Source organism: Enterococcus sp. DIV1368d (genome assembly GCF_050542975.1).
Classification (GTDB): Bacteria; Bacillota; Bacilli; order Lactobacillales; family Enterococcaceae; genus Enterococcus_D; species Enterococcus_D casseliflavus.
This window is the reverse complement of record NZ_CP172939.1, coordinates 2,549,782-2,574,675: the sequence shown is the minus strand read 5'-3', so window position 1 is coordinate 2,574,675 and position 24,894 is coordinate 2,549,782. Positions and strand designations below refer to the sequence as shown.

At 42.6% G+C, this 24,894-nt stretch carries 25 protein-coding genes; 15 read left to right on the top strand and 10 right to left on the bottom strand.

The genetic code is table 11. The features are described from left to right. Positions 1-66 precede the first annotated feature (66 nt). The 3 genes from zwf to IGJ44_RS12085 all read right to left on the bottom strand — a co-directional run bounded on the left by zwf (position 67) and on the right by IGJ44_RS12085 (position 3,628). Positions 67-1,593 carry a glucose-6-phosphate dehydrogenase gene (gene zwf / locus IGJ44_RS12095; protein WP_015510151.1) on the bottom strand — a complete coding sequence of 509 codons (1,527 nt, stop codon included), beginning with the start codon at positions 1,591-1,593 and terminating at the stop codon, positions 67-69. Between the two features lie 9 nt (positions 1,594-1,602). Continuing rightward, positions 1,603-2,250 carry a metal-dependent transcriptional regulator gene (locus tag IGJ44_RS12090; RefSeq protein WP_015510150.1) on the bottom strand — a complete coding sequence of 216 codons (648 nt, stop codon included), beginning with the start codon at positions 2,248-2,250 and terminating at the stop codon, positions 1,603-1,605. A gap of 142 nt (positions 2,251-2,392) precedes the next feature. Next, entirely contained in the window at positions 2,393-3,628 is a 1,236-nt protein-coding gene (locus IGJ44_RS12085; RefSeq protein WP_015510149.1) for an aminopeptidase, read from the bottom strand. Between the two features lie 231 nt (positions 3,629-3,859). Between IGJ44_RS12085 and IGJ44_RS12080 the strand changes: the two genes are divergently transcribed. Beyond that, positions 3,860-4,435: a TetR/AcrR family transcriptional regulator gene (locus tag IGJ44_RS12080; RefSeq protein WP_005228861.1), complete on the top strand. Its 576-nt coding sequence runs from the start codon at positions 3,860-3,862 to the stop codon at positions 4,433-4,435. Positions 4,436-4,489: 54 nt separating this feature from the next. Here IGJ44_RS12080 and IGJ44_RS12075 read toward each other — a convergent pair whose 3' ends face one another. After that, positions 4,490-4,936, bottom strand: coding sequence for a flavodoxin (locus IGJ44_RS12075; RefSeq protein WP_167826972.1), 447 nt, complete (start codon positions 4,934-4,936; stop codon positions 4,490-4,492). Between the two features lie 176 nt (positions 4,937-5,112). On the opposite strand from IGJ44_RS12075, the gene map reads away from it, so the two are divergent. The 8 genes from map to IGJ44_RS12035 all read left to right on the top strand — a co-directional run bounded on the left by map (position 5,113) and on the right by IGJ44_RS12035 (position 13,445). Continuing rightward, on the top strand, positions 5,113-5,877 hold the full coding sequence (gene map, locus IGJ44_RS12070) for a type I methionyl aminopeptidase (RefSeq protein WP_005228863.1): 765 nt from the start codon (positions 5,113-5,115) through the stop codon (positions 5,875-5,877). Between the two features lie 79 nt (positions 5,878-5,956). Further along, entirely contained in the window at positions 5,957-6,880 is a 924-nt protein-coding gene (locus IGJ44_RS12065; RefSeq protein WP_005228865.1) for a YihY/virulence factor BrkB family protein, read from the top strand. 19 nt (positions 6,881-6,899) lie between these two features. Next, positions 6,900-8,120: a glycosyltransferase family 4 protein gene (locus tag IGJ44_RS12060; RefSeq protein WP_010749745.1), complete on the top strand. Its 1,221-nt coding sequence runs from the start codon at positions 6,900-6,902 to the stop codon at positions 8,118-8,120. A gap of 274 nt (positions 8,121-8,394) precedes the next feature. Then, entirely contained in the window at positions 8,395-9,381 is a 987-nt protein-coding gene (locus tag IGJ44_RS12055; RefSeq protein WP_167826973.1) for an aldose epimerase family protein, read from the top strand. A gap of 141 nt (positions 9,382-9,522) precedes the next feature. Then, positions 9,523-9,972 (top strand): CopY/TcrY family copper transport repressor, encoded by a 450-nt coding sequence (locus IGJ44_RS12050; RefSeq protein ID WP_167826974.1) that lies wholly within the window; start codon positions 9,523-9,525, stop codon positions 9,970-9,972. Between the two features lie 33 nt (positions 9,973-10,005). After that, positions 10,006-10,215 (top strand): copper chaperone CopZ, encoded by a 210-nt coding sequence (gene copZ, locus IGJ44_RS12045; RefSeq protein ID WP_005228873.1) that lies wholly within the window; start codon positions 10,006-10,008, stop codon positions 10,213-10,215. Positions 10,216-10,341: 126 nt separating this feature from the next. After that, positions 10,342-12,816: a copper-translocating P-type ATPase gene (locus tag IGJ44_RS12040; protein WP_430605729.1), complete on the top strand. Its 2,475-nt coding sequence runs from the start codon at positions 10,342-10,344 to the stop codon at positions 12,814-12,816. A 101-nt stretch (positions 12,817-12,917) separates the two neighbouring features. Beyond that, the gene (locus IGJ44_RS12035) at positions 12,918-13,445 is read left to right on the top strand and encodes a hypothetical protein (RefSeq protein ID WP_010749742.1); all 528 of its coding nucleotides are present in this window, start codon (positions 12,918-12,920) and stop codon (positions 13,443-13,445) included. 164 nt (positions 13,446-13,609) lie between these two features. On the opposite strand, the gene IGJ44_RS12030 is transcribed toward IGJ44_RS12035, so the two are convergent. Further along, the gene (locus tag IGJ44_RS12030) at positions 13,610-14,329 is read right to left on the bottom strand and encodes a DUF2087 domain-containing protein (RefSeq protein WP_167826976.1); all 720 of its coding nucleotides are present in this window, start codon (positions 14,327-14,329) and stop codon (positions 13,610-13,612) included. A gap of 178 nt (positions 14,330-14,507) precedes the next feature. Between IGJ44_RS12030 and IGJ44_RS12025 the strand changes: the two genes are divergently transcribed. Together IGJ44_RS12025 and IGJ44_RS12020 are read left to right on the top strand one after the other, a co-directional pair. Then, positions 14,508-15,677 (top strand): pyridoxal phosphate-dependent aminotransferase, encoded by a 1,170-nt coding sequence (locus IGJ44_RS12025; protein ID WP_081116389.1) that lies wholly within the window; start codon positions 14,508-14,510, stop codon positions 15,675-15,677. Between the two features lie 194 nt (positions 15,678-15,871). After that, positions 15,872-16,780: a phosphate ABC transporter substrate-binding protein PstS family protein gene (locus IGJ44_RS12020; protein WP_016608721.1), complete on the top strand. Its 909-nt coding sequence runs from the start codon at positions 15,872-15,874 to the stop codon at positions 16,778-16,780. Positions 16,781-16,925: 145 nt separating this feature from the next. On the opposite strand, the gene pnpS is transcribed toward IGJ44_RS12020, so the two are convergent. Together pnpS and IGJ44_RS12010 are read right to left on the bottom strand one after the other, a co-directional pair. Then, positions 16,926-18,662 (bottom strand): two-component system histidine kinase PnpS, encoded by a 1,737-nt coding sequence (gene pnpS / locus IGJ44_RS12015; protein ID WP_167826977.1) that lies wholly within the window; start codon positions 18,660-18,662, stop codon positions 16,926-16,928. Further along, the gene (locus IGJ44_RS12010) at positions 18,659-19,366 is read right to left on the bottom strand and encodes a response regulator transcription factor (RefSeq protein WP_005228895.1); all 708 of its coding nucleotides are present in this window, start codon (positions 19,364-19,366) and stop codon (positions 18,659-18,661) included. Before IGJ44_RS12010 ends, pnpS begins: the two co-directional genes overlap by 4 nt. A 150-nt stretch (positions 19,367-19,516) precedes the next feature. On the opposite strand from IGJ44_RS12010, the gene IGJ44_RS12005 reads away from it, so the two are divergent. The 4 genes from IGJ44_RS12005 (at position 19,517) to IGJ44_RS11990 (ending at position 22,346) form a co-directional block, all read left to right on the top strand. Beyond that, positions 19,517-19,990 carry a DUF523 domain-containing protein gene (locus tag IGJ44_RS12005; protein WP_016608717.1) on the top strand — a complete coding sequence of 158 codons (474 nt, stop codon included), beginning with the start codon at positions 19,517-19,519 and terminating at the stop codon, positions 19,988-19,990. Further along, complete coding sequence (locus IGJ44_RS12000; protein WP_005228897.1) at positions 19,980-20,318, top strand: putative DNA-binding protein; 339 nt, start codon at positions 19,980-19,982, stop codon at positions 20,316-20,318. The genes IGJ44_RS12005 and IGJ44_RS12000 overlap by 11 nt, the downstream gene beginning before the upstream one ends. A gap of 14 nt (positions 20,319-20,332) precedes the next feature. After that, positions 20,333-21,751, top strand: coding sequence for a signal recognition particle protein (gene ffh, locus IGJ44_RS11995; protein ID WP_430605727.1), 1,419 nt, complete (start codon positions 20,333-20,335; stop codon positions 21,749-21,751). A 394-nt stretch (positions 21,752-22,145) separates the two neighbouring features. Next, positions 22,146-22,346, top strand: a complete 201-nt coding sequence (locus IGJ44_RS11990; protein WP_005228904.1) for a CsbD family protein — start codon at positions 22,146-22,148, stop codon at positions 22,344-22,346. Positions 22,347-22,392: 46 nt separating this feature from the next. Here the strand turns inward: IGJ44_RS11990 and IGJ44_RS11985 are convergent, their stop codons facing one another. The 3 genes from IGJ44_RS11985 to IGJ44_RS11975 are packed head-to-tail and all read right to left on the bottom strand — an operon-like array spanning position 22,393 to position 24,830. Continuing rightward, positions 22,393-23,553, bottom strand: coding sequence for an ABC transporter permease (locus tag IGJ44_RS11985; protein WP_167826978.1), 1,161 nt, complete (start codon positions 23,551-23,553; stop codon positions 22,393-22,395). Between the two features lie 12 nt (positions 23,554-23,565). Further along, positions 23,566-24,447 (bottom strand): ABC transporter ATP-binding protein, encoded by an 882-nt coding sequence (locus tag IGJ44_RS11980; RefSeq protein ID WP_167826979.1) that lies wholly within the window; start codon positions 24,445-24,447, stop codon positions 23,566-23,568. Further along, entirely contained in the window at positions 24,444-24,830 is a 387-nt protein-coding gene (locus IGJ44_RS11975; RefSeq protein WP_005228910.1) for a GntR family transcriptional regulator, read from the bottom strand. Before IGJ44_RS11975 ends, IGJ44_RS11980 begins: the two co-directional genes overlap by 4 nt. Positions 24,831-24,894 lie beyond the last annotated feature (64 nt).

Genomic DNA, 24,894 nt, shown 5'->3' with positions numbered 1-24,894 from the left:
TAAACAGTCGGTAAAAAAGAAAAACGGCCAATTGGATGTTTTTTCCTCATCCAATTGACCATTTGCTTATTTCTCATTTAGTAAATCTCGCTCACGATACCACTCATCGGGACGCCAGATCCATTCAAAGCCATCGGCAGCTAAGAGATCATAGGCTGCTTGGGGGCCCATCGTTCCTGCGGCATAATTTGGAAAATCAGGTGTTTCTTGGTCCCAAGCGTGACGGATCACATCAACGATGCGCCAAGATTGGGCAACTTCATCCCAGTGGGTAAAGTTAGTGCCATCACCGTTCAAGGCATCTAGAATCAGTTTTTCGTAAGCTTCAGGGGTGTTTTCGACGATTTCAGTACTATTTCGGTAATCGAGCTTCACTGGCAATGTCTCAAACCCTTGGCCAATTTCTTTTCCGTTCAAGGAAAGAGAGAAGCCTTCCGTCGGTTGAATGTAAATCGTCAGCACATTCGGTGCCAAACTCTCGATTTGCTTTTGTTCATTCAGGTCTTGCTTAAAGACATTGACTGGGACTTGTTTAAAGACAATGTTGATGCGAGTGCCTTTTTCCGTCAACCGTTTCCCAGTGCGTACATAAAATGGTACGCCGGACCAGCGGAAGTTATCGATCAAAAATTTCCCAGCAACGAAGGTTTCCGTTGCCGATTCTTCATCCACATTGGCTTCTTCACGGTAGCCAACAAATTTCTTGTCTTCTAATTGTCCCTTATCGTATTGCCCACGAACGAAGTGTTGTTTCACTTCTTCTTCGGAGTAGATACGGATCGCATTTAAGGCTTTGATTTTTTCTGTCCGTAATTCTTTTTCAGAAAAAGCCACTGGCGGTTCCATGGCTAATAAGGAAAGAATCTGCAGAATATGGTTTTGGACCATATCTTTCAAGGCACCGCTCTTATCATAATAGCCGCCGCGTTCTTCTACACCTAAGTTTTCTGCGATATTGATCTGAACATTGTCAATGTAACGATTGTTCCACATTGACTCAAAAATGTTATTGGCAAAACGAATCGCAGAAATATTTTGAATCATTTCTTTTCCTAAATAGTGATCGATTCGGTAGATTTCTTGTTCCGTAAAGACTTGATTGATCTCTTCATTCAATTCTTTTGCTGAATTATAGTCGCTGCCAAATGGTTTTTCGATGATCACCCGATGGTAGCCGTCAGTATCCAGCATTCCTTGGGATTTCAAGTGAGAAACGATCGTCCCAAAGAAATTAGGGGACATTGCTAAGTAAAAAATCTGATTGCCTTCTAAATGGTATTTCTGATCTAAGGTTTCCGCCAAATCCTTTAATGAATCATAATGGCTCGTATCTGTTACATCATGTGATTGGTAGTAGAAATGAGAAGCGAATGTCTCTGCTTGTTCTTGTGAGTCACTCAACTCTTTGATTGTACCTATCACCACTTCACGATAGTGTTCATCCGACCAAGGACGGCGTGCAGTACCAATGACTGCAAAATCTTCTTTCAAATCGCCTTTTTTGTACAACCGAAACAAAGAAGGGTATAGTTTGCGTTGGGCAAGGTCGCCCGTACCGCCAAAAATCGTAAAAAGGACCTTTTTTTCCATCATCTTCACTCCTTACAGTTTATCGACAAAAATCGTGCTGGCGGCTTTGTAGCTGACAGCAATTTCTTTTGTGTCATTTTTGATCGTAATCGGACCCTCGTATGCTGCTGCATCGATGATCTCGTATTCTTCATGAATATTCAATTTGATCGAAACGAGATAATCCAGCAGTTCTCGTTCGTCAAGGACACGGGCGATACGAATCTTGGTTCCTACCGGATAAGAACTCATGGTGTTTTTTTCGCCTTCGTGAATGAGTTCTCCTTGTTCAGGAATCATTCCCCCATGTGGGCAATACCGAGGATGATCAAGGTAGGCTTCTAAGCGGCTCGCCAATGTTTCTGAGGTGACATGTTCTAAAACTTCTGCGTCATCATGAACTTCATTCCATGAATAATGCAGGTGCTCCACAAGAAAGACTTCCCATAAACGATGCTTGCGGATCAGAGCACTTGCAGAAGCTAAACCAGTTTCAGTCAACTGTACCCCTTGATAAGGTGAATGTTCCACTAAGCCTTCTTTTAATAATTTTGAAATCATTTCACTTACTGAAGCTGCTGAGACGTCCAGACCTGACACGATTTGTTTGTTATTGATCTTCTTTTGGTCACCACCAAGCTCTAAGATGAGCTTTAAATAATCTTCACGATTTGGTGTCATCGGATCCATCCTCTCTTATCAAAGACTATCAAAGTAGATTTTATCAAAAAAGCCGGCTGATTACTATGAAAAAAGCCGCCGGTTCTCAATATTCTATGTAAAAAGAAGACCGAGGGGAGCAACTCCACCTCAGCCTTTTTTATTAAGCCCAATCACCATTGCGGAAGACAGGAACTGTGGTGCCATCTTCTTTGATGCCATCGATGGACATTTGGTCAGAGCCGACCATGAAGTCTACGTGGGTTTGGCTGCGGTTTAAACCAGCCGCTGCCAGTTCTTCTTCACTCATCTCAGTGCCGCCTTGTAAGCTGAAGGCATAAGCGGAGCCTAAAGCCAAATGGTTTGAGGCATTTTCATCAAACAACGTATTGAAGAAGATGATGCCAGATTGTGAGATAGGGGAAGGGTCAGGGACTAAAGCGACTTCACCTAAAGATTTCGCTCCTTCGTCGATCGCTAGCAATTTGCCTAACACTTCTTCGCCTTGTTCTGCAGAAAAGTCCACGACTTTACCGTCTTTGAAGGTGAATTTCATGCCAGAAATAATCGTTCCTGCGTAGCTCAATGGTTTCGTACTTGAAATATAGCCATCGATGCGACGATTATCTGGGGCAGTAAAGACTTCTTCTGTCGGCATGTTCGCCATGAATTTTTCATTGCGGGTGTTGTAGCTGCCAGCACCTTCCCACAAGTGATTTTTTGGTAGGCCGATGATCAAATCGGTACCCGGTGCTGTATAGTGTAATGCGCTGAATTGTTCTTTGTTCAATTCTTCTGCCTTGACTTGCAGCGTTTCATCATGTTTTTTCCAAGCAGCGACAGGATCTTCTTCATAGATACGCGTCGTTTTGAAAATTTGATCCCAAAGCTTGTCTTGTGCTTCTTCAGGGGAAGCGTCAGGGAACACTTTTTGCGCCCAATCTTGACCAGCCGCCGCAACCACAGTCCAGCTGACTTTGTTGGCTTGTGTTGCTTGGCGCAGTTTCATCATTGCTTTACCAGAAGCTGCTTGGAAAGCGGCGACCCGATCCGAGTCAACGCCTGCTAACGCATCGGGATTGGCAGAGACGACACTGATGCGGCTCGCACCTTTTTCGACCCAATCTTCTGTTTGATCAATTTTGTGTTGAGGGATCGTAGACAAACGATCCTCAGCTGCATGCGCAAGAAATTCTTTTTGAACCACATCGTCGGTCCATTGAACGATTACTTCATCTGCGCCTAGCTCATACGCTTTTTTTGTCAATAGTCGAGCTAACGGAGCTTGGTCCACGGCGATTTGGATGACGATGGTGTGCCCTTTTTGGACATTTACACCAACTTCTGTGATCAGTTGGGCATATTTTTCAAGGTTCTGATTAAAGTTTGGTAAAACCATTAAAATTCCTCCATTTATTCTAAAATTATAACTGTCTTCATGATAGCACTAAGTATTTTTGAAAACAAACGAAAAAGAGAGCAAAAAAACAGAGGTCTTCAAATTGAAAAACTGAAAACACTAGGGGCAATAATTTTAAAAGTTTTTTTGCAAACTTAAAAAAACATGATACAATAAGTAAAAGGTATTTCTGAAAGCGATGTATAGCAGAATTAAGGAGATTAAAAAATTATGGCAAGAAAGAAAACTATTACTAGAGACCAGATTTTAAAAGCTGCCTATGAAGTTGTCGCAACCGAAGGATTTACACGTTTTACCGCACGCAATATCGCAGCGAAGATGAAATGTTCAACGCAACCGATCTACTTAGAATTTAAAAATATGGATGACTTAAAAAATGCATTGATCAATCAGATTTACGACTACTTGGCGACAGAAGTTTTTCCAGTTGAGAGACGGGGAGATGTTATCGTTGACTTAACGTTAAATTATATTGGCTTTGCAAATAAAGAAAAACGATTATACCGAGCGCTATACTTAGAAGAGCATGGTGGTGGTGATTCCATGCAACAGTTTTCATTTGACCTTTTTGTGAAATCAGTGAAAAAAGAACCAAAATATCAAGATCTATCTGATGTAAAATTACAATCTTTGCACACCGGTGTCTGGATCGTCGCTACTGGCTTAGCGGCATTGATGTCTTCGGGAATCATTCATCCGACAGAAGATCAGATTGCTAAGCTGATGACGGAAACCACCGATAATATTTTAGCAAGAGAAACACCTATCGATATCAGCTATCATTAAGCAAACAATAAACCTCCGACAGAATCAAGTGATTTTGTCAGAGGTTTTTTTGTTTTATTCTGTAAATGCTTTCGCTAGCTTTTTGGCAAAGGCTTCTAAGTTTTGAATATCGTCTTCTTCCGCAGCCAAGTCGACCTTGACGCTATCCGCCCCTTTTGTTGCACCTGTTTTACTAAAGACGGCTTCAAAGTCATCGACGGACTTACAAAAGTCATCATAAAACGTATCGCCAGAGCCGCAGACCCCAAAGATTTTGCCACTTAAATCAAGTTCTTGCAAATCTTCATAAAAATCGACGATCTCATCCGGTAGCTCCCCGTCCCCATATGTATACGTTGCGACGATACAGATATCAGCATCTTCAAAGTCATCTGCATCCACTTGGGTACACTCATTCATTTCTACTTCCATGTCAAGATTTTCAAGGGCTTCAGAAACGATATCCGCAATTTCTTCCGTATTCCCCGTCATGCTTGCATAGACGATTTTTGCTAAAGCCATGGGCTTTTTCCTCCAATCTCATTCCTATTCTCAAGGAAAACTCTCTTACAGATTATAGCAAATGCACGAAAGTTTGAAAACAAAACTTGAAAAACTCTTTACAATGTCTGTGAATTTTGTAAAATAAGGGATTTCTATGGTAAAATAAGAGGAATTTAATTAAGGGAGACGAGAACATGATTACATTAAAATCTGCCAGAGAAATAGACCGCATGGCCGAATCCGGCGCGCTGTTAGCAGATGTCCACAAACAATTACGCAGCTTCATCAAACCTGGTATCACCAGTTGGGATATCGAAGTGTTTGTCAGAGATTATATTGAAAGTCATGGCGGAATTGCCGCCCAAATTGGTTTTGAAGATTACAAATATGCCACTTGCTGCAGTATCAACGATGAGATTTGTCACGGGTTCCCCCGAAAAAAACCATTGAAAGATGGCGATCTGATCAAAGTTGATATGTGTATTGATTTAAAAGGCGCCATTTCTGATTCTTGCTGGAGTTATGTGGTAGGAAACTCGACGCCTGAGATCGATCGTTTAATGGAAGTAACCAAAAAAGCGTTGTATCTAGGAATCGAACAAGCCCAAGTTGGCAACCGAATCGGTGACATCGGTCATGCCATTCAAACCTATGCGGAAAAAGAAGGCTACGGTGTCGTGCGCGATTTCGTAGGACACGGCATTGGCCCAACGATCCATGAAAGTCCGATGATTCCTCACTACGGAGAAGCCGGCAAAGGCTTACGTTTAAAAGAAGGAATGGTTATTACCATCGAACCTATGATCAATACAGGGACGTGGAAAATGAAAATGGATCCTAACGGCTGGACCGCCTATACTCTTGATGGTGGCTTAAGTTGCCAATACGAACATAGTTTGGCGATCACCAAAGAAGGGCCACGCATTTTGACTTCTCAAGGAGAAGAAGGAACCTACTAAATTTTGGCGGTAGGAGACTTCTGATTGTTACGTATGACAAAGAAAAAAAGGCAGATGATTCGCTGGCGGAGGAAGAAACATGAAAATCGTTGATAAAGTAAAAAGCAATCAAAAGCTGATGCGTTTCATTGAAACAACGCAAAATAGAATAACCGATTCAGAGATGGGGACCACATCGGTCGTCGTCGCCTACTATTTATTGCTTTCACTTTTCCCGTTAATGATTGCGCTGGGAAATCTGTTGCCTTATTTATCGATTGATCCGAACACGGTTTTATCTTATGTACAAGAATTGATCCCTAGTCAAATCTATGACTTTATCGGACCAGCGATCGAAAACCTCCTCACCACAAGCTCTGGCGGGTTATTATCGATCTCCGCCTTGGCTGCGTTGTGGTCTGCGAGTCAAAGTATCAATGCCTTGCAAATTGCGATGAACAAAGCCTTCGGTGTGGACCAACGTTCCAATTTTATCGTGGTGCGCGCAGTATCATTTGTGATCATCCTGCTCTTTATGATTGCGATCGTTGGTGTTACGATGGTATTTGGGCTTGGAAAAATCATTCTTGATTTTTTGCAGCCGATTTTTAAGTTTCAAGACAATCTGATCGATACGTTCCAAACAGTCAAATGGCCAGTCACGATCGTTGCTTTGCTGTTTATCATGATGCTGATCTATTGGTTAGTGCCGAATGCAAAGGTCAAGTTGCGTTCGACTTTGCCAGGGGCGATCTTTGCAACGATTGGCTGGATGTTGCTGTCACAAGTGTTTGGCTTATACGCCCGTTACTTTGCTGCGAAAATCATTGGCTATCAAATTATTGGAAGTTTTATTGTTTTAATGATCTGGTTGAATCTTGCTGCGACGATTATTATCTTGGGTGGAATCATCAACGCAGTGGTAGAAGAGTATGTGTCGGGACAAGAGATCAAAGAACGAACAGATCCTGTTCAGCGGATTTCTTCGAAAATCGAAGATACATTTACCAATAAAGAGAAATAACGGAAAGCGAGAATAAACGATGGATTTTGCATTCAAATTTGTAATGCGCTTATTTATAACAATGATCGTGTCTTTATTATTGACACCAGTCATCAAATTGATATCTTGCAAGATTGGCGCAGTTGATCGCCCAGGAGAGCGTCGGATCAATACGAAGACCATGCCTTCAGCTGGGGGATTAAGTATTTTTTTAGCCTTTTCCTTTGCGCTGCTTTGGGAATTTCGAACAATGATTCCTTTCGACTTCGTTTGGCCGATTCTTTTAGGTGCAACAATAGTGGTGATTACAGGATTGTTGGATGATATATTTGAACTGTCGCCAATGCAAAAATTAATAGGTCTGACATTCGCAGCGCTGGAAATTTATTTCGTTGCTGGAATAAAAATCAGCACAGTCACGATTCCTTATTTTGGCTTTATTGATCTGGGATGGTTTGCCTTGCCTATGACTTTGATTTGGATACTGGCAATTACCAATGCGGTGAACTTAATCGATGGTCTCGATGGGTTGGCGAGCGGCGTCTCTATTATCAGTTTGACGACGATAGGGATTATCAGCTATTTCTTTCTGCCGAATTTTGTGGAAGTACCAATGGTCATTTTTACTTTGATCGCAGCAATCATCGGTTTCTTTCCATATAATTTTTATCCAGCAACCATTTTTCTAGGAGATACCGGAGCATTGTTTTTAGGATTTATGATCTCTGTGCTCTCACTACAAGGATTGAAAAACGCAACTTTTATTTCTGTTCTGACGCCCATGTTTATTCTCGGTGTACCGATCACGGATACCGTTTATGCGATGATTCGAAGAAAGTTTAATAAACAGAAGATTTCCTCTGCCGATAAAATGCACTTGCATCATCGATTGTTGTCGTTAGGGTTTTCTCATCGCGGCACAGTGCTAACGATCTATGCCTTAGCATTAGTCTTTTCTTTTATTGCTTTACTAATGAATTACGCGAGCAATACAGCGATTGTTTTATTAATCATTAGCACAGGATTTGGAATTGAGCTGTTTATTGAGCTGATTGGATTAGTCGGTGAAAATCGTCAACCACTCATGTGTGCGTTAAAGTTTCTGGGAAATCGGCGATTCAGACAAAGTGTACTAACTGAACGTGCTGAAAGAAGAAATGCTGATCAAGAAAAAGAAAACAAAGATTTGGCTGCTAATGTTTCTCAGACTAAAGAAAAGCGGCGAAAGAGAAAACATTACCAAGCAAAACACAAAAAATAAACGATGACAGTTGCGGCAAAAGAACCCAACGGATGAAATGGATATTGATAAAAACCAAACGGTAAAAAATCAGGCCGGGAATCCTGATTTTTGCCGAGCAGCTGCGTATCAATGATTCATAAAAATCAGTGGGGTGCTCTTGCCGCTTTTTTGAAGTGGCAGAAGCAAAGTCGTTTCCTGTCGAATTCTTCCGTCTTGAATTGACGGATCTAGCCCTAAACGTCTATACTTAAAAAGAGTAGCAGACTAATCAAAGAAAGAAGGATATGAACGAATGCCAAATGTGAAACAACTGACGTCAGAAAAAATGGGAACAATTTATGAGCTTTCCAATGATAGCGGTACCATCGTAAGGCTAAGTCCTGAAGGCGCACGCTTATTGGATTGGGTCGTTCCAGTAGAAGAAGGTCGCGACATTGTGGTCGGTTATGACACGATCGAAGGACATCGCCAAGCACGTTATTATGGCGCAACGATCGGCCCTGTGGCGGGAAGGATCGCAGGTACTCGCTTTGAGATCGACGGACAAGAATACCAAACGGAAGACAATGATGGCGGCAATACGCTTCATGGCGGTTCAAAGGGGCTGGATACTGATACATGGATCACTGAAACCTTTGAAGAAGCAGACAAAGCTGGGGTGATTTTTACTACCACACGGCAAGATGGCGATGGCGGGTTTCCTGGGAATGTTCGTTATCAAGTCACCTATACGTTGACGAATGACAATGAACTATTGCTTGCTTATGATGCCAACACTGACAAAGCGACTTTATTTAACCCAACGAACCACGGTTATTTCAATTTGACAGGTGATACCCAACAGCCGATCGATGACCACTTGGTTCAAATCAATGCCGAACATGTGGCTGAAACGAATGACGATGTGACGACGACCGGTGAAAAAACACCTGTCGCAGGCACAAAGTTTGATTTTAGACAAGAACGCCCGATGGGAACGACGATGTTGGATGATCCGTTCTTATTAGACCATACGCAAGAGTGGGATCTAAAAGTAACCAGTCCCGATCAAAAAGTGCAGCTGACTGTAACTACTGACCGTCCTGCCGTTGTTATTTACACAACGGGTGAGGGAGAAGCTGGCGCACCAATGAAGACTGGTCCTTTTGCCAATCATGGCGGGATGGCGATCGAAACACAAGGTGTTCCTGGTTCTGAGAAATTTACCCACTTTGGTGAGATCGTGTTGCGTCCAGAAGAACCCTTCCACTCTGTGACGACGTATCAGGTCCACTTTTAAGCATAGGAACCAAATCATTTTTAATGAAATAGAAAAAAGCATTGTCAAAACGCAGAAAGTTTGGCGATGCTTTTTTTTGACAAAATCCGATTACAGATGTAAACTTAAAAATGTGAATCACTTATGAAAGGAAGTGGACAAATGCAACCTGTGGTCGAACCAATCAAAATCAGCGATTCTGAATGGGAAGTCATGCGTGTGATCTGGACATTAGGACAATCCGACGCGAAAGAGATCACCGCTTTATTGAGCGAAAATAAAAATTGGAAAGCAGCAACGGTCAAGACGCTTTTAGGACGACTCGTCAAAAAAGGCGTATTGAAAACAGAAAGCCAAGGGAAAAAATTTGTTTATTCGCCGCTTGTTTCCGAAGAAGCAACCGTTCGCAGCGCAGCTGAGAATCTTTTTTCTCATATTTGTGCCAAAAAAGTTGGGCAGACATTAGCAGAAATGATCCAAGAAGCAGCATTGACGGCAGAAGATTTGGCGATGCTCCAAGCAGCAGTCGACCAAAAAGTGCCAGTAGCAGCGATTTCATGTAATTGTATTCCTGGTCAGTGCCAATGCAAACCCATGCAACAAAATAAGTAGCCGACGAACTGTTAAAAGAAATGAGGAATCGTAATGAAAAAAAACATGCAAATCAGCGGAATGAATTGTGCCCATTGTGCCGCAAAAGTTGAAAAAGCGCTTAGTGAAGTACCGGGTGTGAAAAAAGCCAAAGTGGACTTGAAAAAAGCTCGCGGAACAGTCAAGTTTGACGAGTCGCAAGTGACAGAAACAGCCTTAGTCAATGCGGTCACCGAAGCGGGTTATCAAGGGGTATTTGAGTAAGCAATGGAATTGCTAAAGTGAAAATGAAAAATCAAAACAAATGAAAAGTGTCCAGCCGCTTGAAGCTTTTGTATGAAGGAGCAAGACTGTACGCACATTCAGTGAAATAGGAAGGGGAATACTAGGATGAATCAGGAAAAAACGTCTTCCGCAAGTAATAGTCAGACGTCAAGCCATCATAGGCATGAACCTGCTTTGAATGAGCGGGATAATGGTACACAGGGACAAGAGCAACATACGCAATCACAGCTGGCAGAAGTCCCTGAGCCTAGCCATGAGATGAATGGGATGGATCATCACAGGGCGACATCAAAACAGCAGGAGCATGAAAGCTCCGATAGTAACCATGGTCCTATGGATCATGAAGTGTCCAGCATGGACTATAGCCATAAGGGCCATGAGATATCTGGCATGGATCACGGCCACAAGGACCATGAGATGTCTGGCATGAACCATAGTCACATGAATCATGAGATGTCTGGCATGGAACATGGTCACACGGATCATGAGATGTCTGGCATGGATCACGGTCACACGGATCATGAGATGTCTGGCATGAATCATAGTCACATGAATCATGAGATGTCTGGTATGGATCATAGTCATATGGATCATGGAATGGGTGGCATGGATCATAGTATGCATATGGGAAATTTTAAGCAAAAGTTTTGGCTATCCTTGGTTTTGGCGATTCCAATCGTCATTTTATCACCAATGATGGGCATCGAATTGCCCTTTCAGTTCACGTTTCCTGGCTCAGATTGGGTCGTATTGCTTTTAGGAACGATCCTGTTTTTCTATGGAGGGCAGCCGTTTTTAAGTGGTGCGAAAATGGAATTGAAACAAAAAAGCCCAGCCATGATGACGTTGATTGCTATGGGGATCACGGTTTCTTATTTTTATAGTCTTTACGCATTTATCGCCAATCATTTTCTTGCTGTTCCTCATGTAATGGATTTCTTCTGGGAACTAGCGACTTTGATCGTGATCATGTTGTTGGGCCATTGGATCGAGATGAATGCCGTTTCTAATGCTGGCAATGCATTACAGAAATTAGCAGAACTATTGCCAAAAGAAGTGATTCGGAAAAATGCGGATGGATCAGAAGAACAGATTCCATTAGAAGAAGTGACCAACAAAACACAGTTGATCGTTCGCTCAGGAGATAAGATTCCTACCGACGGAACGATCCTTGAAGGAGAAACAACAATCGATGAGTCGGCAGTGACTGGTGAATCCAGACGGGTACCTAAAACCGTCGGCAGTACTGTCATTGGAGGATCTGTCAACGGCAATGGTACCATCACGATGGAAGTCACAGGAACTGGGGAAGACAGCTACTTAGCGAAAGTCATGGAAATGGTGCGAAAAGCCCAAGCAGATAAATCCCGCTTAGAAGCACTTTCGGACAAAGTGGCAAAATGGCTGTTTTATATTGCGTTAGTTGCTGGTGTCTTGGCATTTGCTGTATGGCTGTTTGTTGCTGACCTACCGACTGCTCTTGATCGAATGGTCACGGTGTTCGTCATTGCCTGTCCCCATGCGTTAGGGCTAGCGATTCCCCTCGTAGTTGCTCGTTCGACATCGATCGCTGCCAAAAATGGCTTGCTCTTAAAAAATCGCAACGCACTGGAGAATGCGCATCATGTTGATTATCTGATCCTCGATAAGACCGGTACGTTAACAGAAGGAACGTTTACCGTAACTGGCATCGAGGCGACAGGCAGTCTTTCTGCATCAGAAGTACTAGCTTACCTAGCAGGTCTTGAGAAAACCGCCAATCATCCGATCGCAGAAGGTATTTTAGCCCAAGCTGAAAAGGAAAACATCACAGCCAAAAAGGCGACTGATGTTCAAACAAGGACAGGGATTGGTCTGGAAGGCGTGATCGATGGACAGAAGTGGGTGATCGTCAATCAAAAAGGATTGGAGCAATTAGCCATTCAGTATCAAGGGAACTCCTTGGAAAATTATCAAGAACAGGGCAATACCATCAGCTATTTGGTTCATGACGGAAAAGTGGAAGGAATCGTCGCATTAGGGGATAAGGTGAAACCAGAAGCGAGTCAATTTATTCAAAAAGTGAAAGACTTAGGCATCACACCAGTTATGGCTACTGGAGACAACCAAGAAGCGGCGCAAGCCGTAGCCGGTTACCTAGGAATCGAAGCCTTCCATGCGGCAATGTTGCCAGACGATAAAGAACGTCTAGTCAGTGACTATGTCAAAGAGGGCAAGCACGTCGTAATGGTAGGCGATGGAATCAATGACGCCCCAAGTCTTGCAAGAGCGACGATCGGGATTGCGATCGGAGCGGGTACCGATGTAGCGATCGATTCAGCCGATGTCGTTTTGACGAATAGCGAACCTCAAGACATCTTGCACTTCTTGACTTTGGCGAAAAAAACAAGACGCAAGATGATTCAAAATCTCTGGTGGGGCGCAGGATATAATATTTTTGCCATTCCTTTGGCAGCTGGCGTCCTCGCACCGATCGGGATCATTTTGAACCCAGCAGTCGGAGCTGTCTTGATGTCTATGAGCACGATCATCGTTGCCATCAATGCAATGACCTTATCAATCGAAAAAAGCGGCGATTAGCCGCTTTTTTGTTTCTTTTCCTAGGAGCAGTGAAATACCTCTATAATCTGCTTCTGGATTTATGCTATAATGTGTTCGTTGAGACAAGGAGGACGTTGATTATGGAACTGAAGAAATTGGATGTTCCCACTACTTCAATTACTGAAGTAAAAAAATCTCCGATGGATGTATTTAATCAAGCGCGAGAAGCAGGAACAGCAGTATATGTATTCAATCGTGAAAAAGTGGCGGGGGTCATGTTGACACAAGAACAGTATGAAACGTTATTGCAGGAATTAGATTATTTGCGTCAGCGACCGATGATGGAAGAAGAACCCGAACAGCCGCCAGTGGCAGGGCTAGAGGAATTCTTACAAATCATGCGGCAAGCGCTGATCACCGGTGCGAGCATCTCGGCAAAAAATTTAGATGAGCGAATGGTGGCGTTAGGGTTCATCACTCGTAAAACTGGTTTTGGCGGTGTCGTTGACATGGTGAACGAATTGAAAGAAACAGGCAAGATCGTTTACCAGCTACGTAAAAAACAAGATGGTAAATCGGTGACCGCTGAAGTCATTGGAGAACAAGACAATCAAACGCAATTATTTGATAAATTGATCATCAAAAAAATCTTTCTAAAAGAAAAATAAACGCTGGAACTTGTCCCAGCGTTTCAGACGGTAGACAAAGTACGGATGTGTTCGTACTTTGTCTTTTTTTGTTGTAAAAAAGTGGAACTTGTTAACTTTTTTTAAACTGTGAAAGATACTGCTCATCCAACCAACAAAAGTTCCAGCAAGTTACAGACTAGGTTTTAAGTCAGCCAGTAAGTTTTCCCGTCTTTCGTCCGTTGCATAAATCCGTATTCGATCAAATAACGTCGGACAGTGACGTAATCGGTGATCGCTTGCTTTAATACATCGTTGACGGCAGCTTCTGAATAATTTTTCTTCGGATCAAATTTTTGTGCCAGTACACTCAAGACAACGATCTTGCGCTTTTCTTTGCTGGGAAACTGTTTGATAAACCCCGTTTCATCAAAATAAGTAGCAATGATCTTTTCTCTTTCACTAGCCGTAATGGCATAGCGATCATCAAGCATCGTCGCCCCTTTGTGAGGCGGCAGCAACGGGGTATCTTGCAACAAGGACATGACACTTAAAAAAACAGTCGCTTGTCGCTGTTTTTCTTTTAGTTTAAAGCGATGATTCCTGACGGTCGAAGAAGAGATACCTAAGCGCTGGGCAATCACAGTATCGCTAACATCTTGGGCAAACAGTTGTAAAATCTCCTGCTGGCTTTCTGATAGGCCTGTTTGTTCTTTGGGTAAAGCCAACAATGCGGTCAAAACGGTTCCGTGATGCTCAGTGATATGCTGCATCATTCGTTTTTTTGCTGTAAAAAAGGCGCCATCAACGGGATAGATTTCTTCTTTGTCGAAGGTCTCCTGACAAAAGACGCAACAATAATCCGTTGGTGTTGCGACATATCCTTGCTGATAATCAGAAATGGTAAACTCTTGATAAGGTTTCATTTTGGGTTCTCCTTTTATTGTTTAGATATATACTAACATAAGTTGAATTTGTTTGTAAATATACAAACGGATTTATCGTTATTAGATTAATTTCATCCGTTGCTTAAAATCGTCGCCTTTTTGTGTTAGGATTAACAACAATAGCGAATGAATTTGCTTAATTCAAAGGAGTGATACTATGGCAGACGTAAGCCAACGCTTCAATCACGAAGTGTACAATATAGCTGTTTCATTGATTCGTAAATTTGATGAACGGGTTTCTTCAATTCCTGATATTTTAAAGTTAACGTTAGGCGAGCCGGATTTCAACACACCGGAGCACGTGAAAAAATCGGGTGTCCAAGCAATCGAACAAAATTTCAGCCACTATTCTGGAATGGCAGGCTTAGCAGATGTTCGGCAAGCAGCCAGTCTCTTTTTGAAAAATAAATATCAGCTTGATTACGACTTTCAATCAGAAGTATTAGTGACGATCGGTGCAACGGAAGCAATCTCAGCTTCTTTATTAGCCACGTTAGAACCTGGTGATAAAGTGATTCTACCAGCACCAATTTATCCAGGCTATGAACCAGTCATCCATTTAGCTCATGCCAAACCGATTTATCTTGATACGACGGACAATGACTTTGTTTTAGCGCCAGAAGTTTTGGAAGCAGCCTTAAAAGAACATGGGGAGCAAGTCAAGGCAGTCATTTTAAATTATCCTAGCAATCCAACAGGGGTCGTTTATACCCGAGAACAAGTCAAAGCATTGGCAGAAGTTTTAGAAAAATACCCCGTTTTTGTTATTAGCGATGAAATTTATAGTGAGTTGACTTATGATGAAACCCATGTGTCCATTGCTGAATACTTGCGGGATCAAACGATCGTGATCAACGGCTTGTCGAAATCACACGCGATGACTGGTTGGCGCGTCGGCTTCATTTTTGCACCAGCAGCGTTGACTGCTCAGATCATTAAGGTCCACCAATACTTAGTGACCGCGGCATCAACGATTTCTCAAAAAGCCGCAGTGCGGGCATTGATCGAAGGCATCAACGATGCAGAAGTTATGAAAGCCGATTACCGTGAACGCAGAGATTACTTGTTTGAAAAGATGACTGCCCTTGGTTTTGAAATGGCGAAGCCATCTGGTGCATTCTACATTTTTGCCAAAATACCAGCAGGTTTCAACCAAGATTCCATGGCTTTTTGTGTCGACTTAGCCGAAAAGAATCAATTAGCAATCATTCCAGGGATCGCCTTTGGTCCCGAAGCAGAAGGCTATGTTCGTTTAAGCTATGCGGCAAGTATGGAAAACTTGGTGGAAGCGATGGATCGCTTGACACGCTATATGCAAAGCAATTGATTCTACAAACGTTTCTTTCGTTCATAAGTGTTAGATAAAGTAAGCCCCCTCTGATGGATGCAGCGGGGGCTTTTTTAGGCAATCGACGAACTTTACAAAAGATTTACATCGCTTTATCGATTCTTTACATGAAATCCATCAAGGGTTTACACCGCCTTGCTAAACTAAGCATATAACGAAAGGAGATTTACTAAATGAAAAAATTGGGACTTTTATTTTTTGCAACTGGATTATTATTAGCTGGCTGTGGGAGCGGTGGCGCAAGCACTGAGAGCAGTCAAGCATCAGGCGGATCTTCATCAGGTGCCGCATCAAATGAAAATGTAGAAATTTTAGCTGTGGGCTCAACGGCATTGCAACCCTTGGTTGAAGCAGCAGGTGAAAGCTTCTCAGCAGACAATCCCAATTATACAATTACGGTTCAAGGTGGCGGCAGCGGAACTGGCTTAAGTCAAGTAGAAGCAGGCGCGGTGACGATCGGCAATTCCGATGTGTTTGCGGATGAAAAAGATGGTGTGGATGCTAGCAAATTAGTTGACCATAAAGTAGCCGTAGTTGGTATGGCACCAGTGGTAAATAAAGACGCAGGCGTTACGGACCTTAGCCAACAAGATTTAATCGATATTTTTACAGGCAAAGTGAAGAATTGGTCTGAACTAGGCGGAGCAGATCAAGAAATCTCTGTAATCAACCGCGCATCAGGCAGCGGTACGAGAGCGACCTTTGAAAAATGGGGCTTAGATGGTGCAGAGACGATCCAAACACAAGAACAAGACTCTTCTGGAACAGTCCGTAAAATCGTTGCTGAAACACCAGGAGCAATTAGCTACCTTGCTTTATCCTATTTGGACGATTCGATCCAAGCGCTATCTCTTGATGGGGTAGAAGCGACTCCTGAAAACATTGCAGATAACAAATGGCCAATCTGGTCTTACGAGCATATGTACACGAACGGCGAGCCAGATGCAAACGTCAAAGCGTTTCTTGATTACATCATGACAGACGATGTCCAACAAGGAATCGTTATCGAATTAGGTTACTTGCCAATCACTGATATGAAAGTAGAACGCAGTGTAGACGGCGAAGTAACGAATGTTGAATAGTGAAATGACCGAAGAAGGAGAATGCTCCTTCTTTTTTTGTTTAGAGCATCAAGAAGATGCTATTAGCTGGTGCTTCATTTGGTAATGAAAAACAACTACAAAAACAGCCGATAACAATTATTCACCTGTTATCGGCTGTTTTTTATCAATAATCATCTTTTTCATGAAGCGGCAAAGTCACCGTAAAGGTAGAACCAATTTTGGGGAAACTGTCAACCTTGATGCTGCCGCCTAATAATTTGGTATAGTCTTTGACGATAGCCAGCCCAAGTCCAGTGCCGCCAGAATTGCGAGCGCGGGCTTTGTCCACCCGATAAAACCGCTCAAAAATCCGTTCTTGATCTTCTTCATCGATGCCGATGCCTTGATCCTGCACTTGAAATAGCAGCTGGTCGTCTTGCTCTGAATAGGATAACGTGATGACACCACCAGGTTTTGAATAGGTGACAGCATTTTCTACCAGATTTTTTACGATGGGCTGCAGCAGCTCTTTTTTGGTAGATAAAATGAAGGGTTCGGGTCCTTCAAATTGAAAGGTCAATTGCTTCTTAGCAGCTGCGGGACCATAGGTTTGAACGACTTGTTGCAGCAGCTCAGAAAAGTTGATCGGTTGGTCGACATACTGGAAAGAATCACTGTCTTGAGACAGTTGGATGATATCTTGTATTAGATTTTTCAAGCGATAAGCATCTTTTTGAATGATCTCTAAAAAGGTCTGCAATGTTTCTGGGTCTTCTTTGGCGCCGTCCAGCAGTGTTTCGGTAAACCCAATCAAGGAAGTTACCGGCGTTTTTAATTCATGGGAAACATTGCCGACAAAATCTTTTTGCATTTTTTCTAATTGTCGGATGCGCGTCAAGTCATAAGAAATACCAATCAACTGGTTTTCTTGGAAGCTTCGCAAGGTAACATCCAAGACTTTTGAACGTTCCCCGCTAAGGGTGGTTTCCGCATGGAAAATAGGGGTCTCGTCGTTAAATTGATAGATCAATTGGATCAGTTGTGTGTCATGGATCACTTCAGTGAAGGGCTGCGGCAAGGTTGGCGCATTTTCCATCCCCAACTGTTCTTGCATCGTCGGATTCAACAGCAATAGTTGATTTTCTTCATTAATGATAAAGACACCGATCATCAGTTCACTGAGCAAGCCGTACAACTGTTGTTCAGATGCCGCATAGGCCCGATAGGTCTGGCTCATTTGTTCGCTCAGCTGATTGATCAGTTGATACAACTCGTCATGTTCAGGGGTTTCTTGCATAATGATTGCTTGTTGATCGGGCGAGGTGATCATTTTTTTTACGACGGGCAGAATCGTTTGGATTGGACGATTCCGCTGACGCAGCGTGTGAAAAATCAGCAGGCTGATCAAGAAACAAAAGACAAGATAGACAATCAAGATCGATTGCTTGATTCCTTGGTTTTTCGCAAAAAAAGCAGCAGTCGGTTCTGCGATCCGCAAGATTTGAGTTAAGTTTCCATCTTCTTTGACAGGAATCGCCACGTAAAGCAATTCTTCATGCAAGGTGTCGCTTTCCCGCAACGATTGTCCAACGGCGCTTCCGCGCAAAACGGCTTGAACTTCTGGACGATCGGAGCGATTTTCATGGAGAGTATGATCATAAGTATCGAAAATGATTTGGCCTTGATCATCTAACAAAGTGATGCGGCTATTGCTGTCTTGAACATAGGCATCGGCAAATTGTTCGAGCGCTGCGGTTTGGTTATCTGAGAGATTCAAAAACACAGCGGCTTTCTCTTGCAGAAAATCCACTTGCTGGGCGATGACTTGCTGACGGTAAAAACTGCTTAGAACTTGCCAACACAGGAAAAAAATCAGCAATAGACCGATTGACCATAAACCATAGCCATAGCGTTTATTCATTGGGTCGGCTCCTGAAATTTATACCCAAATCCTCGAACGGTCACCAAGTATTCTGGACGCTTGGGATCAGCTTCCAATTTTTCTCTTAAATGACTGATGTGAACATCCACGATGCGACTTTGTCCATCAAAGTCAAAATTCCAAATACGATTGAGTAAGGTATCGCGATCGATCACGCGGCCTTTACGTTTCATAAAGTAAACCAGCAGCTCGAACTCTTTCGGGGTCAGGAAGATTTTCTCCCCATCCACACTGACCTGGAAATTGGTCAGATCGGCTTGAATTCCGCCGATTTGCAAGATTTCTGCAGGTTGATCTTCTTCTCGTGCTTGTTGACGAGGTTCTAAGCGACGGAAGATGGCCTTCATTCGAGCCAATACTTCTCGAGGGCTGAAGGGTTTCGTCAAGTAGTCGTCAGCCCCGATCTCTAAACCCAAAATCCGGTCGATCGGATCATCTTTTGCGGTCAAGACGAGGATCGGTGTCTCGATTTTTTCTTGCCGTAATTTCTTTGTGATTTCGATGCCGTCCAAATTCGGCAGCATGACATCCAAGATGATAAAGTCAAAAGGTTTTGACAACGCCAAGTCGAAGGCTTTTTGACCATCTGAGGCGGAAACGACTTGGTAGCCCTCTTTTTCTAAATTAAAGGTTAAAAGTGTGACGATTGAAGGTTCATCATCGACAACGAGTATTTTTTTCATGATAGACTCCTTTCGTTTCTTTTTTTCAAGAAACGATTAAATTTCAACGAACAAGTCCTATTTTAGCATGAATAGACAATTGGTACTATTGCAACCACTAAATAAATGCTATAATAAAGGACGATTTCATAGGAAAGCTGAGGGTGCTAAATGATTGGAATCAGTGCGTGTCTAGGCGGTGCCCTTTGCCGCTACGATGGAAAACATCAAGCAGTACCACAATTGATCGAACTTGTTCGTGCGGGTCAAGCCATGATGGTCTGTCCAGAAGTTCTTGGCGGCTTGCCGATTCCACGTGAACCGGCCGAAATCGTCGGTGGCGATGGGGTGGATGTTTGGGCGCAGCGAGCGAAGGTCGTCACCATTTCAGGAGAAGACGTGACGGAACAATTTACTAAAGGCGCGAAAATTGCTTATCAAAAATTACAAGAGCAAGGCATCACCCAACTGATCTTAAAAGAGAAAAGTCCCTCTTGTGGCAGTCAGACGATTTATGATGGCAATTTTTCTGGAATCAAAAAAACAGGGGTCGGTGTCGCTTGTGCCTATTTTCGACAACAAGGCATGACTGTTTTGTCCGATGTCGAATGGCTTGCAAAACAGGAGGAAGCAAATGGAAATTGAAAAGACCAATCGCATGAATGCGTTGTTTGAGTTTTATTCCACGTTATTGACGGAAAAACAGATGAATTACATGGAATTGTATTACGCAGATGATTTTTCTCTAGGAGAAATCGCTGAAGAGTATCAAGTTAGCCGTCAAGCAGTCTATGACAACATCAAACGCACCGAACGTATTTTAGAAGACTATGAAAAAAAACTACATATGTTTTCGGATTATATCATGCGGGAAGACTTGCTGGATCAGCTAAGCGAGTATACGAAAACCCACTATCCAAAAGACGAAACCTTACAGGGGTTTATTCAACAGCTCCAAGAAATTGAAGAATAAAGGAATGAAAAAAAATGGCATTTGAAAGTTTAACTGAACGCCTCCAGCAGGCAATGAGCAAACTGCGCAGAAAAGGAAAAGTATCTGAAGCAGATGTAAAAGAAATGATGCGTGAGATTCGTCTAGCTTTATTAGAAGCCGACGTCAATCTGCAAGTTGTAAAAGAGTTTACCAAAAATGTCCGTGAACGGGCAGTGGGGGTAGAAGTATTAGAAAGCCTATCTCCAGCGCAACAAATCGTTAAGATCGTTGATGAAGAATTAACCAAAACATTAGGATCAGAAACAGTTGGGATCGAAAAATCACCGAAGATCCCAACGATCATCATGATGGCTGGTTTGCAAGGGGCAGGGAAAACCACCTTTGCTGGGAAATTAGCCAACCATTTGATCAAAACCGAAAACGCACGTCCATTAATGATCGCTGGTGACGTGTACCGTCCAGCTGCGATCGACCAGTTGAAAGTATTAGGGCAGCAATTGGATGTACCTGTTTTTGATATGGGAACTGATGTCAGCCCAGTTGAAATCGTCCGCCAAGGGTTGGCTTTGGCTCGGGAAAAGAAAAATGACTACGTTTTGATCGATACGGCGGGTCGTTTGCATATCGACGAAAACTTGATGGAAGAGCTAAAACAAATCAAGGACTTGGCACAGCCAAATGAAATTTTACTGGTAGTAGATGCGATGACAGGACAAGATGCTGTCAACGTGGCGGAAAGCTTCAATCAACAACTGGGGATCACAGGGGTAGTCATCACCAAACTAGATGGCGATACTCGTGGCGGGGCGGCATTGTCGATTCGTCAAGTTACGGGCGCTCCAATCAAGTTCACTGGTACCGGTGAAAAATTGACCGACCTTGAAGTATTCCATCCAGATCGGATGTCTAGTCGGATTCTCGGTATGGGTGATATGCTGACTTTGATCGAAAAAGCACAGAAAGATTACGACGAGAAAAAAGCAGAAGAGCTTGCTCAAAAAATGAAGGAAAACTCCTTCGATTTCAATGACTTTGTCGAACAGATCGATCAAGTTATGGGCATGGGCCCAATTGAAGATCTCTTAAAAATGATTCCTGGAATGAGCCAAATGCCTGGTATCGAAAATGTCAAAGTTGATCCGAAACAAATTGCTCGACAAAAAGCCATGGTTTATTCTATGACACCAGCTGAACGGGAAAATCCTGATTTGTTGAATCCAAGCCGTCGCCGCCGTATTGCTGCTGGTTCTGGAAACAGTGTCGTCGAAGTCAACCGTATGATCAAACAATTCAAAGAATCTCGCAAAATGATGCAGCAAATGAGTAAAGGGAATATGAACATTCCTGGCATGGATCAAATGTTTGGCGGCGGTGTCAAAGGGAAACTTGGAAAAATGGCCATGAACCGCATGGTCAAGAAACAAAAGAAGAAAAAGAAAAAACGCAAATAATCGTTTAACACTGATAGGAACTGAGAACTGAACCTTATCTTCGTGTAATTAAAAAAACATGATCTGAAAAGGCACCAAATCGAGAATCTGTACCTGCTGATTCTAGCAACTGCAGCTCCTCAGATTGCCTTCTTCAGGTCATGCTTTTTTATGCTCACAGCGTCCTCTTTAAATGAACTCCTTCAAAGAACATCAAATAAAACATCTAGAGAACATCCTTTTTTATAGAGAAAGCCAGCTTTCTACCGAATATCCTAAATCGTCCAAGAGTCAAAAATAGCGATCAACTATCGTTGCGGACAACTCTAAGAATAGGATAGAAGCAGAACATTCGTGCTTTCTGTTAAATGGTGCTACTATTAATTTATAGCAAGTATGAAAGGAGTTTTTTACGATGACAAACAAAGATCGCATTGAAGGAAAAGTAACCGAAACAAAAGGGAAACTTACAGGAGATGACTCCGAAGAATTAAAAGGCAAAACCCAAAATAAATATGGGAAAGCCAAAGATAAGGTTGAAGATTTTGCGGATGATGTTTCTCGTAAAGTAAATGACTTCTTTGACAAAAAAGACGACGACAAACCTAGACATTAAACTTAAAAGCATCCCTGCAACAAGAACATGTTGCAGGGATGCTTTTTTATATTCCACTGATTTGTTTGTTTTTTCGTTTGTACCACCAATTCATCAGCGCTTTAGGATAGACAAGCAGCAAACTGATGAATAAGCAGGCAACCAGTAATAAACCGAGCCGAAGGGCAATGTTCCAAAGACTGACATCATACCCCTCATAAAGATTACGGTAAAAAATTTCTAGTGGGTAATAAGAAATCATGGATAAATAGAACCAGGTTCCCAAAGAAAGCAGCCAATAAACTGGTGCGCGCAATTTAGGGATCGTTATATAATCACCGTCATTTTCTAAAGAGATTTTCGAGAACACTTTTTCGGCAGCAAGAATCAGTAAGCCGCTCAAGCCGAGGTAAAGGAGCAGCAGCCACCAAGGGTAGACATATCCTTGCGGCCAATCGATCCAGGTTTGAAAAGGAATCAGAAAATCCCCATGACCAAGAAATACAAAACTAAAAAACTCGCGGGTACATTGGAAAAAGCTATACCCCATTGATCCTAGCGAAATAGTGAAGAAGACCGAGAGCACGCCAGTAAACAGATTCCCCAGCAAAACGCCTAACAAGAGACCTGCAGCAAATACTAGCAGATTCGTTGCCAAGGTACTAAGGGCAGAAAGCAGCACGTCTTGAAGCGGCACAGCGAGATAGCGAGCTGGGATCATCGTGTATTCGATCAGGATATGACCTAACAGACCCAACACTAAACAAGCGGTCAAGGGTAAGCCGATAAAAAGCAGTTTCTTGTGAAAGACGTGCTTTCTGCTAAAGGGTAAAGCAAATAAAAAGCGATTGAAATTGGTGCGGCCATCGACAAAAAAGGACAAGAAGCCCCAAATAAACAGGAAGACAATCACAAATTGATTCATGGTGGTCATATAAGGGCGATTGTAATAAATCTCATCAGGGGACTCATTGCTGATCGTCAATACCGCATCGCGGTACTCTGTTGCCGAATCAAAGTAAACCGGGGTTTCACCCTTGTAGCTTTTGACATAGTACTCTCGATTTTCGTTGAAATCTTTGATAAATTCTTCAGATGTCAAATAGCGTTCTTGCTGATGCCAGGCTTTTTGTGATTGCCAGCCATCACCAAGATACATTAAGAGTAAGACAAAACAAAAGCCGATCAGCAGCTTGCCGTAGCGTTCTTTAAATATATTGCTTAACATCGTTTTCCACCTCTATCCTTCCACTAATGCCTCTTTTCGTAAATTTGCTTCAAACAGATCTTCCAAGGTCAAGGGCAATTCTTCGAAAACCAAAGGGTCAAGCTGCTGGATCTCAGCTGCCAACTCTTTTGTGTAATTGTCAAACAAAGCGGTCAAGACTCGACCTTGTTTTTGAATCAGCTTGGAGCGCTGCTTGATAAGGGGAGGAATCTGCTTGCTGCGAAAGACGAGTTGAAGTTTGCGAGATTGTTCGCGAATCGTTTCCAAACGGTAGTCTCCTTCAATCGTTTTCCCTTTGATCAACAAGGCACGATCGATAATATGCTCTAATTCATTTAGATTATGGGAAGCGATCAATGCAGTACGATTCGACTCGCTGAGGCTTTCCAGCAATAGTCCGATCACTTTTTTACGGACGATCACATCAAGACCATCAAAAGGTTCGTCTAACAGTAAGAACGTCGCATTTGAGGCGATCGCTAGAATCATCTTATAAAGACCTTGCATTCCTTTTGACATTCGCCGGTAAGAAAGCGTTAGCGGCAGACCATGGCTTTGCATCAATTCTAAATAAAGATTTTGATCAAAATTCGGATAAGCAAGCCGATAAAATTGATTGATTTTTTTTAACGAGTAGGCAGCCAGAAAGTTTTCTTTTTCATCGATATAAAAAAGCTGTTCTTTTAATTCCGGGTGCTGATCCAGGCGTTGGTTATCGATTGAAATCTCGCCATCATCTAGTAAATAATGTCCAGCGACCGTCCGAAACAACGTGGTTTTCCCAGAACCATTGCGGCCGATCAATCCTACGAGTTCTCCTTTTTCCAAAGAGAAGTTCACGTTTTCTAAGATAATTGTTTGTTCCATTTTCTTGGTCACATGTTCGATCTTCACTGCGGATCGCCTCCTAACTCTTGTTCAAAGCCATTCATCCAATCGCTCAGCTCACGCATGCTGATCTGTAGATGGCGTGCTTCGATCACCAATTCTTTCAAACGTTCTTTCACTTGTAAGATCCGAATCTCATCGCGTGGCAGATCCTCAGTAACTTTCACAAAGGTGCCTTTTCCTTTGATGGTGACAAGCACTTGCTCATTTTCCAATACTTTGTAGGCTTTGCTGACGGTATTTGGATTCATCAACAGGTGCTTGGCCATTTCACGAACCGAAGGCACTTGGTCTCCAGCGGTTAGAACACCGTTCAGAATATCTTCTTTGATACTTAAAACCAATTGCTCATAGTAAGGTTTGCTGCTGGCTTTGTTAATGCGAACCACAAAATCAGCTCCTTTCATTTATGTGTACTAGTATACGTAGTACACTAGTGGAAGTAAAGTCTTT

What these genes read in the sequence shown, in the direction of transcription:
- zwf (WP_015510151.1), bottom strand. Translation starts at nt 1,593, where the DNA reads ATGATGGAAAAAAAGGTCCTTTTTACGATTTTTGGCGGTACGGGCGAC.
- IGJ44_RS12090 (WP_015510150.1), bottom strand. Translation starts at nt 2,250, where the DNA reads ATGACACCAAATCGTGAAGATTATTTAAAGCTCATCTTAGAGCTTGGT.
- IGJ44_RS12085 (WP_015510149.1), bottom strand. Translation starts at nt 3,628, where the DNA reads ATGGTTTTACCAAACTTTAATCAGAACCTTGAAAAATATGCCCAACTG.
- IGJ44_RS12080 (WP_005228861.1), top strand. Translation starts at nt 3,860, where the DNA reads ATGGCAAGAAAGAAAACTATTACTAGAGACCAGATTTTAAAAGCTGCC.
- IGJ44_RS12075 (WP_167826972.1), bottom strand. Translation starts at nt 4,936, where the DNA reads ATGGCTTTAGCAAAAATCGTCTATGCAAGCATGACGGGGAATACGGAA.
- map (WP_005228863.1), top strand. Translation starts at nt 5,113, where the DNA reads ATGATTACATTAAAATCTGCCAGAGAAATAGACCGCATGGCCGAATCC.
- IGJ44_RS12065 (WP_005228865.1), top strand. Translation starts at nt 5,957, where the DNA reads ATGAAAATCGTTGATAAAGTAAAAAGCAATCAAAAGCTGATGCGTTTC.
- IGJ44_RS12060 (WP_010749745.1), top strand. Translation starts at nt 6,900, where the DNA reads ATGGATTTTGCATTCAAATTTGTAATGCGCTTATTTATAACAATGATC.
- IGJ44_RS12055 (WP_167826973.1), top strand. Translation starts at nt 8,395, where the DNA reads ATGCCAAATGTGAAACAACTGACGTCAGAAAAAATGGGAACAATTTAT.
- IGJ44_RS12050 (WP_167826974.1), top strand. Translation starts at nt 9,523, where the DNA reads ATGCAACCTGTGGTCGAACCAATCAAAATCAGCGATTCTGAATGGGAA.
- copZ (WP_005228873.1), top strand. Translation starts at nt 10,006, where the DNA reads ATGAAAAAAAACATGCAAATCAGCGGAATGAATTGTGCCCATTGTGCC.
- IGJ44_RS12040 (WP_430605729.1), top strand. Translation starts at nt 10,342, where the DNA reads ATGAATCAGGAAAAAACGTCTTCCGCAAGTAATAGTCAGACGTCAAGC.
- IGJ44_RS12035 (WP_010749742.1), top strand. Translation starts at nt 12,918, where the DNA reads ATGGAACTGAAGAAATTGGATGTTCCCACTACTTCAATTACTGAAGTA.
- IGJ44_RS12030 (WP_167826976.1), bottom strand. Translation starts at nt 14,329, where the DNA reads ATGAAACCTTATCAAGAGTTTACCATTTCTGATTATCAGCAAGGATAT.
- IGJ44_RS12025 (WP_081116389.1), top strand. Translation starts at nt 14,508, where the DNA reads ATGGCAGACGTAAGCCAACGCTTCAATCACGAAGTGTACAATATAGCT.
- IGJ44_RS12020 (WP_016608721.1), top strand. Translation starts at nt 15,872, where the DNA reads ATGAAAAAATTGGGACTTTTATTTTTTGCAACTGGATTATTATTAGCT.
- pnpS (WP_167826977.1), bottom strand. Translation starts at nt 18,662, where the DNA reads ATGAATAAACGCTATGGCTATGGTTTATGGTCAATCGGTCTATTGCTG.
- IGJ44_RS12010 (WP_005228895.1), bottom strand. Translation starts at nt 19,366, where the DNA reads ATGAAAAAAATACTCGTTGTCGATGATGAACCTTCAATCGTCACACTT.
- IGJ44_RS12005 (WP_016608717.1), top strand. Translation starts at nt 19,517, where the DNA reads ATGATTGGAATCAGTGCGTGTCTAGGCGGTGCCCTTTGCCGCTACGAT.
- IGJ44_RS12000 (WP_005228897.1), top strand. Translation starts at nt 19,980, where the DNA reads ATGGAAATTGAAAAGACCAATCGCATGAATGCGTTGTTTGAGTTTTAT.
- ffh (WP_430605727.1), top strand. Translation starts at nt 20,333, where the DNA reads ATGGCATTTGAAAGTTTAACTGAACGCCTCCAGCAGGCAATGAGCAAA.
- IGJ44_RS11990 (WP_005228904.1), top strand. Translation starts at nt 22,146, where the DNA reads ATGACAAACAAAGATCGCATTGAAGGAAAAGTAACCGAAACAAAAGGG.
- IGJ44_RS11985 (WP_167826978.1), bottom strand. Translation starts at nt 23,553, where the DNA reads ATGTTAAGCAATATATTTAAAGAACGCTACGGCAAGCTGCTGATCGGC.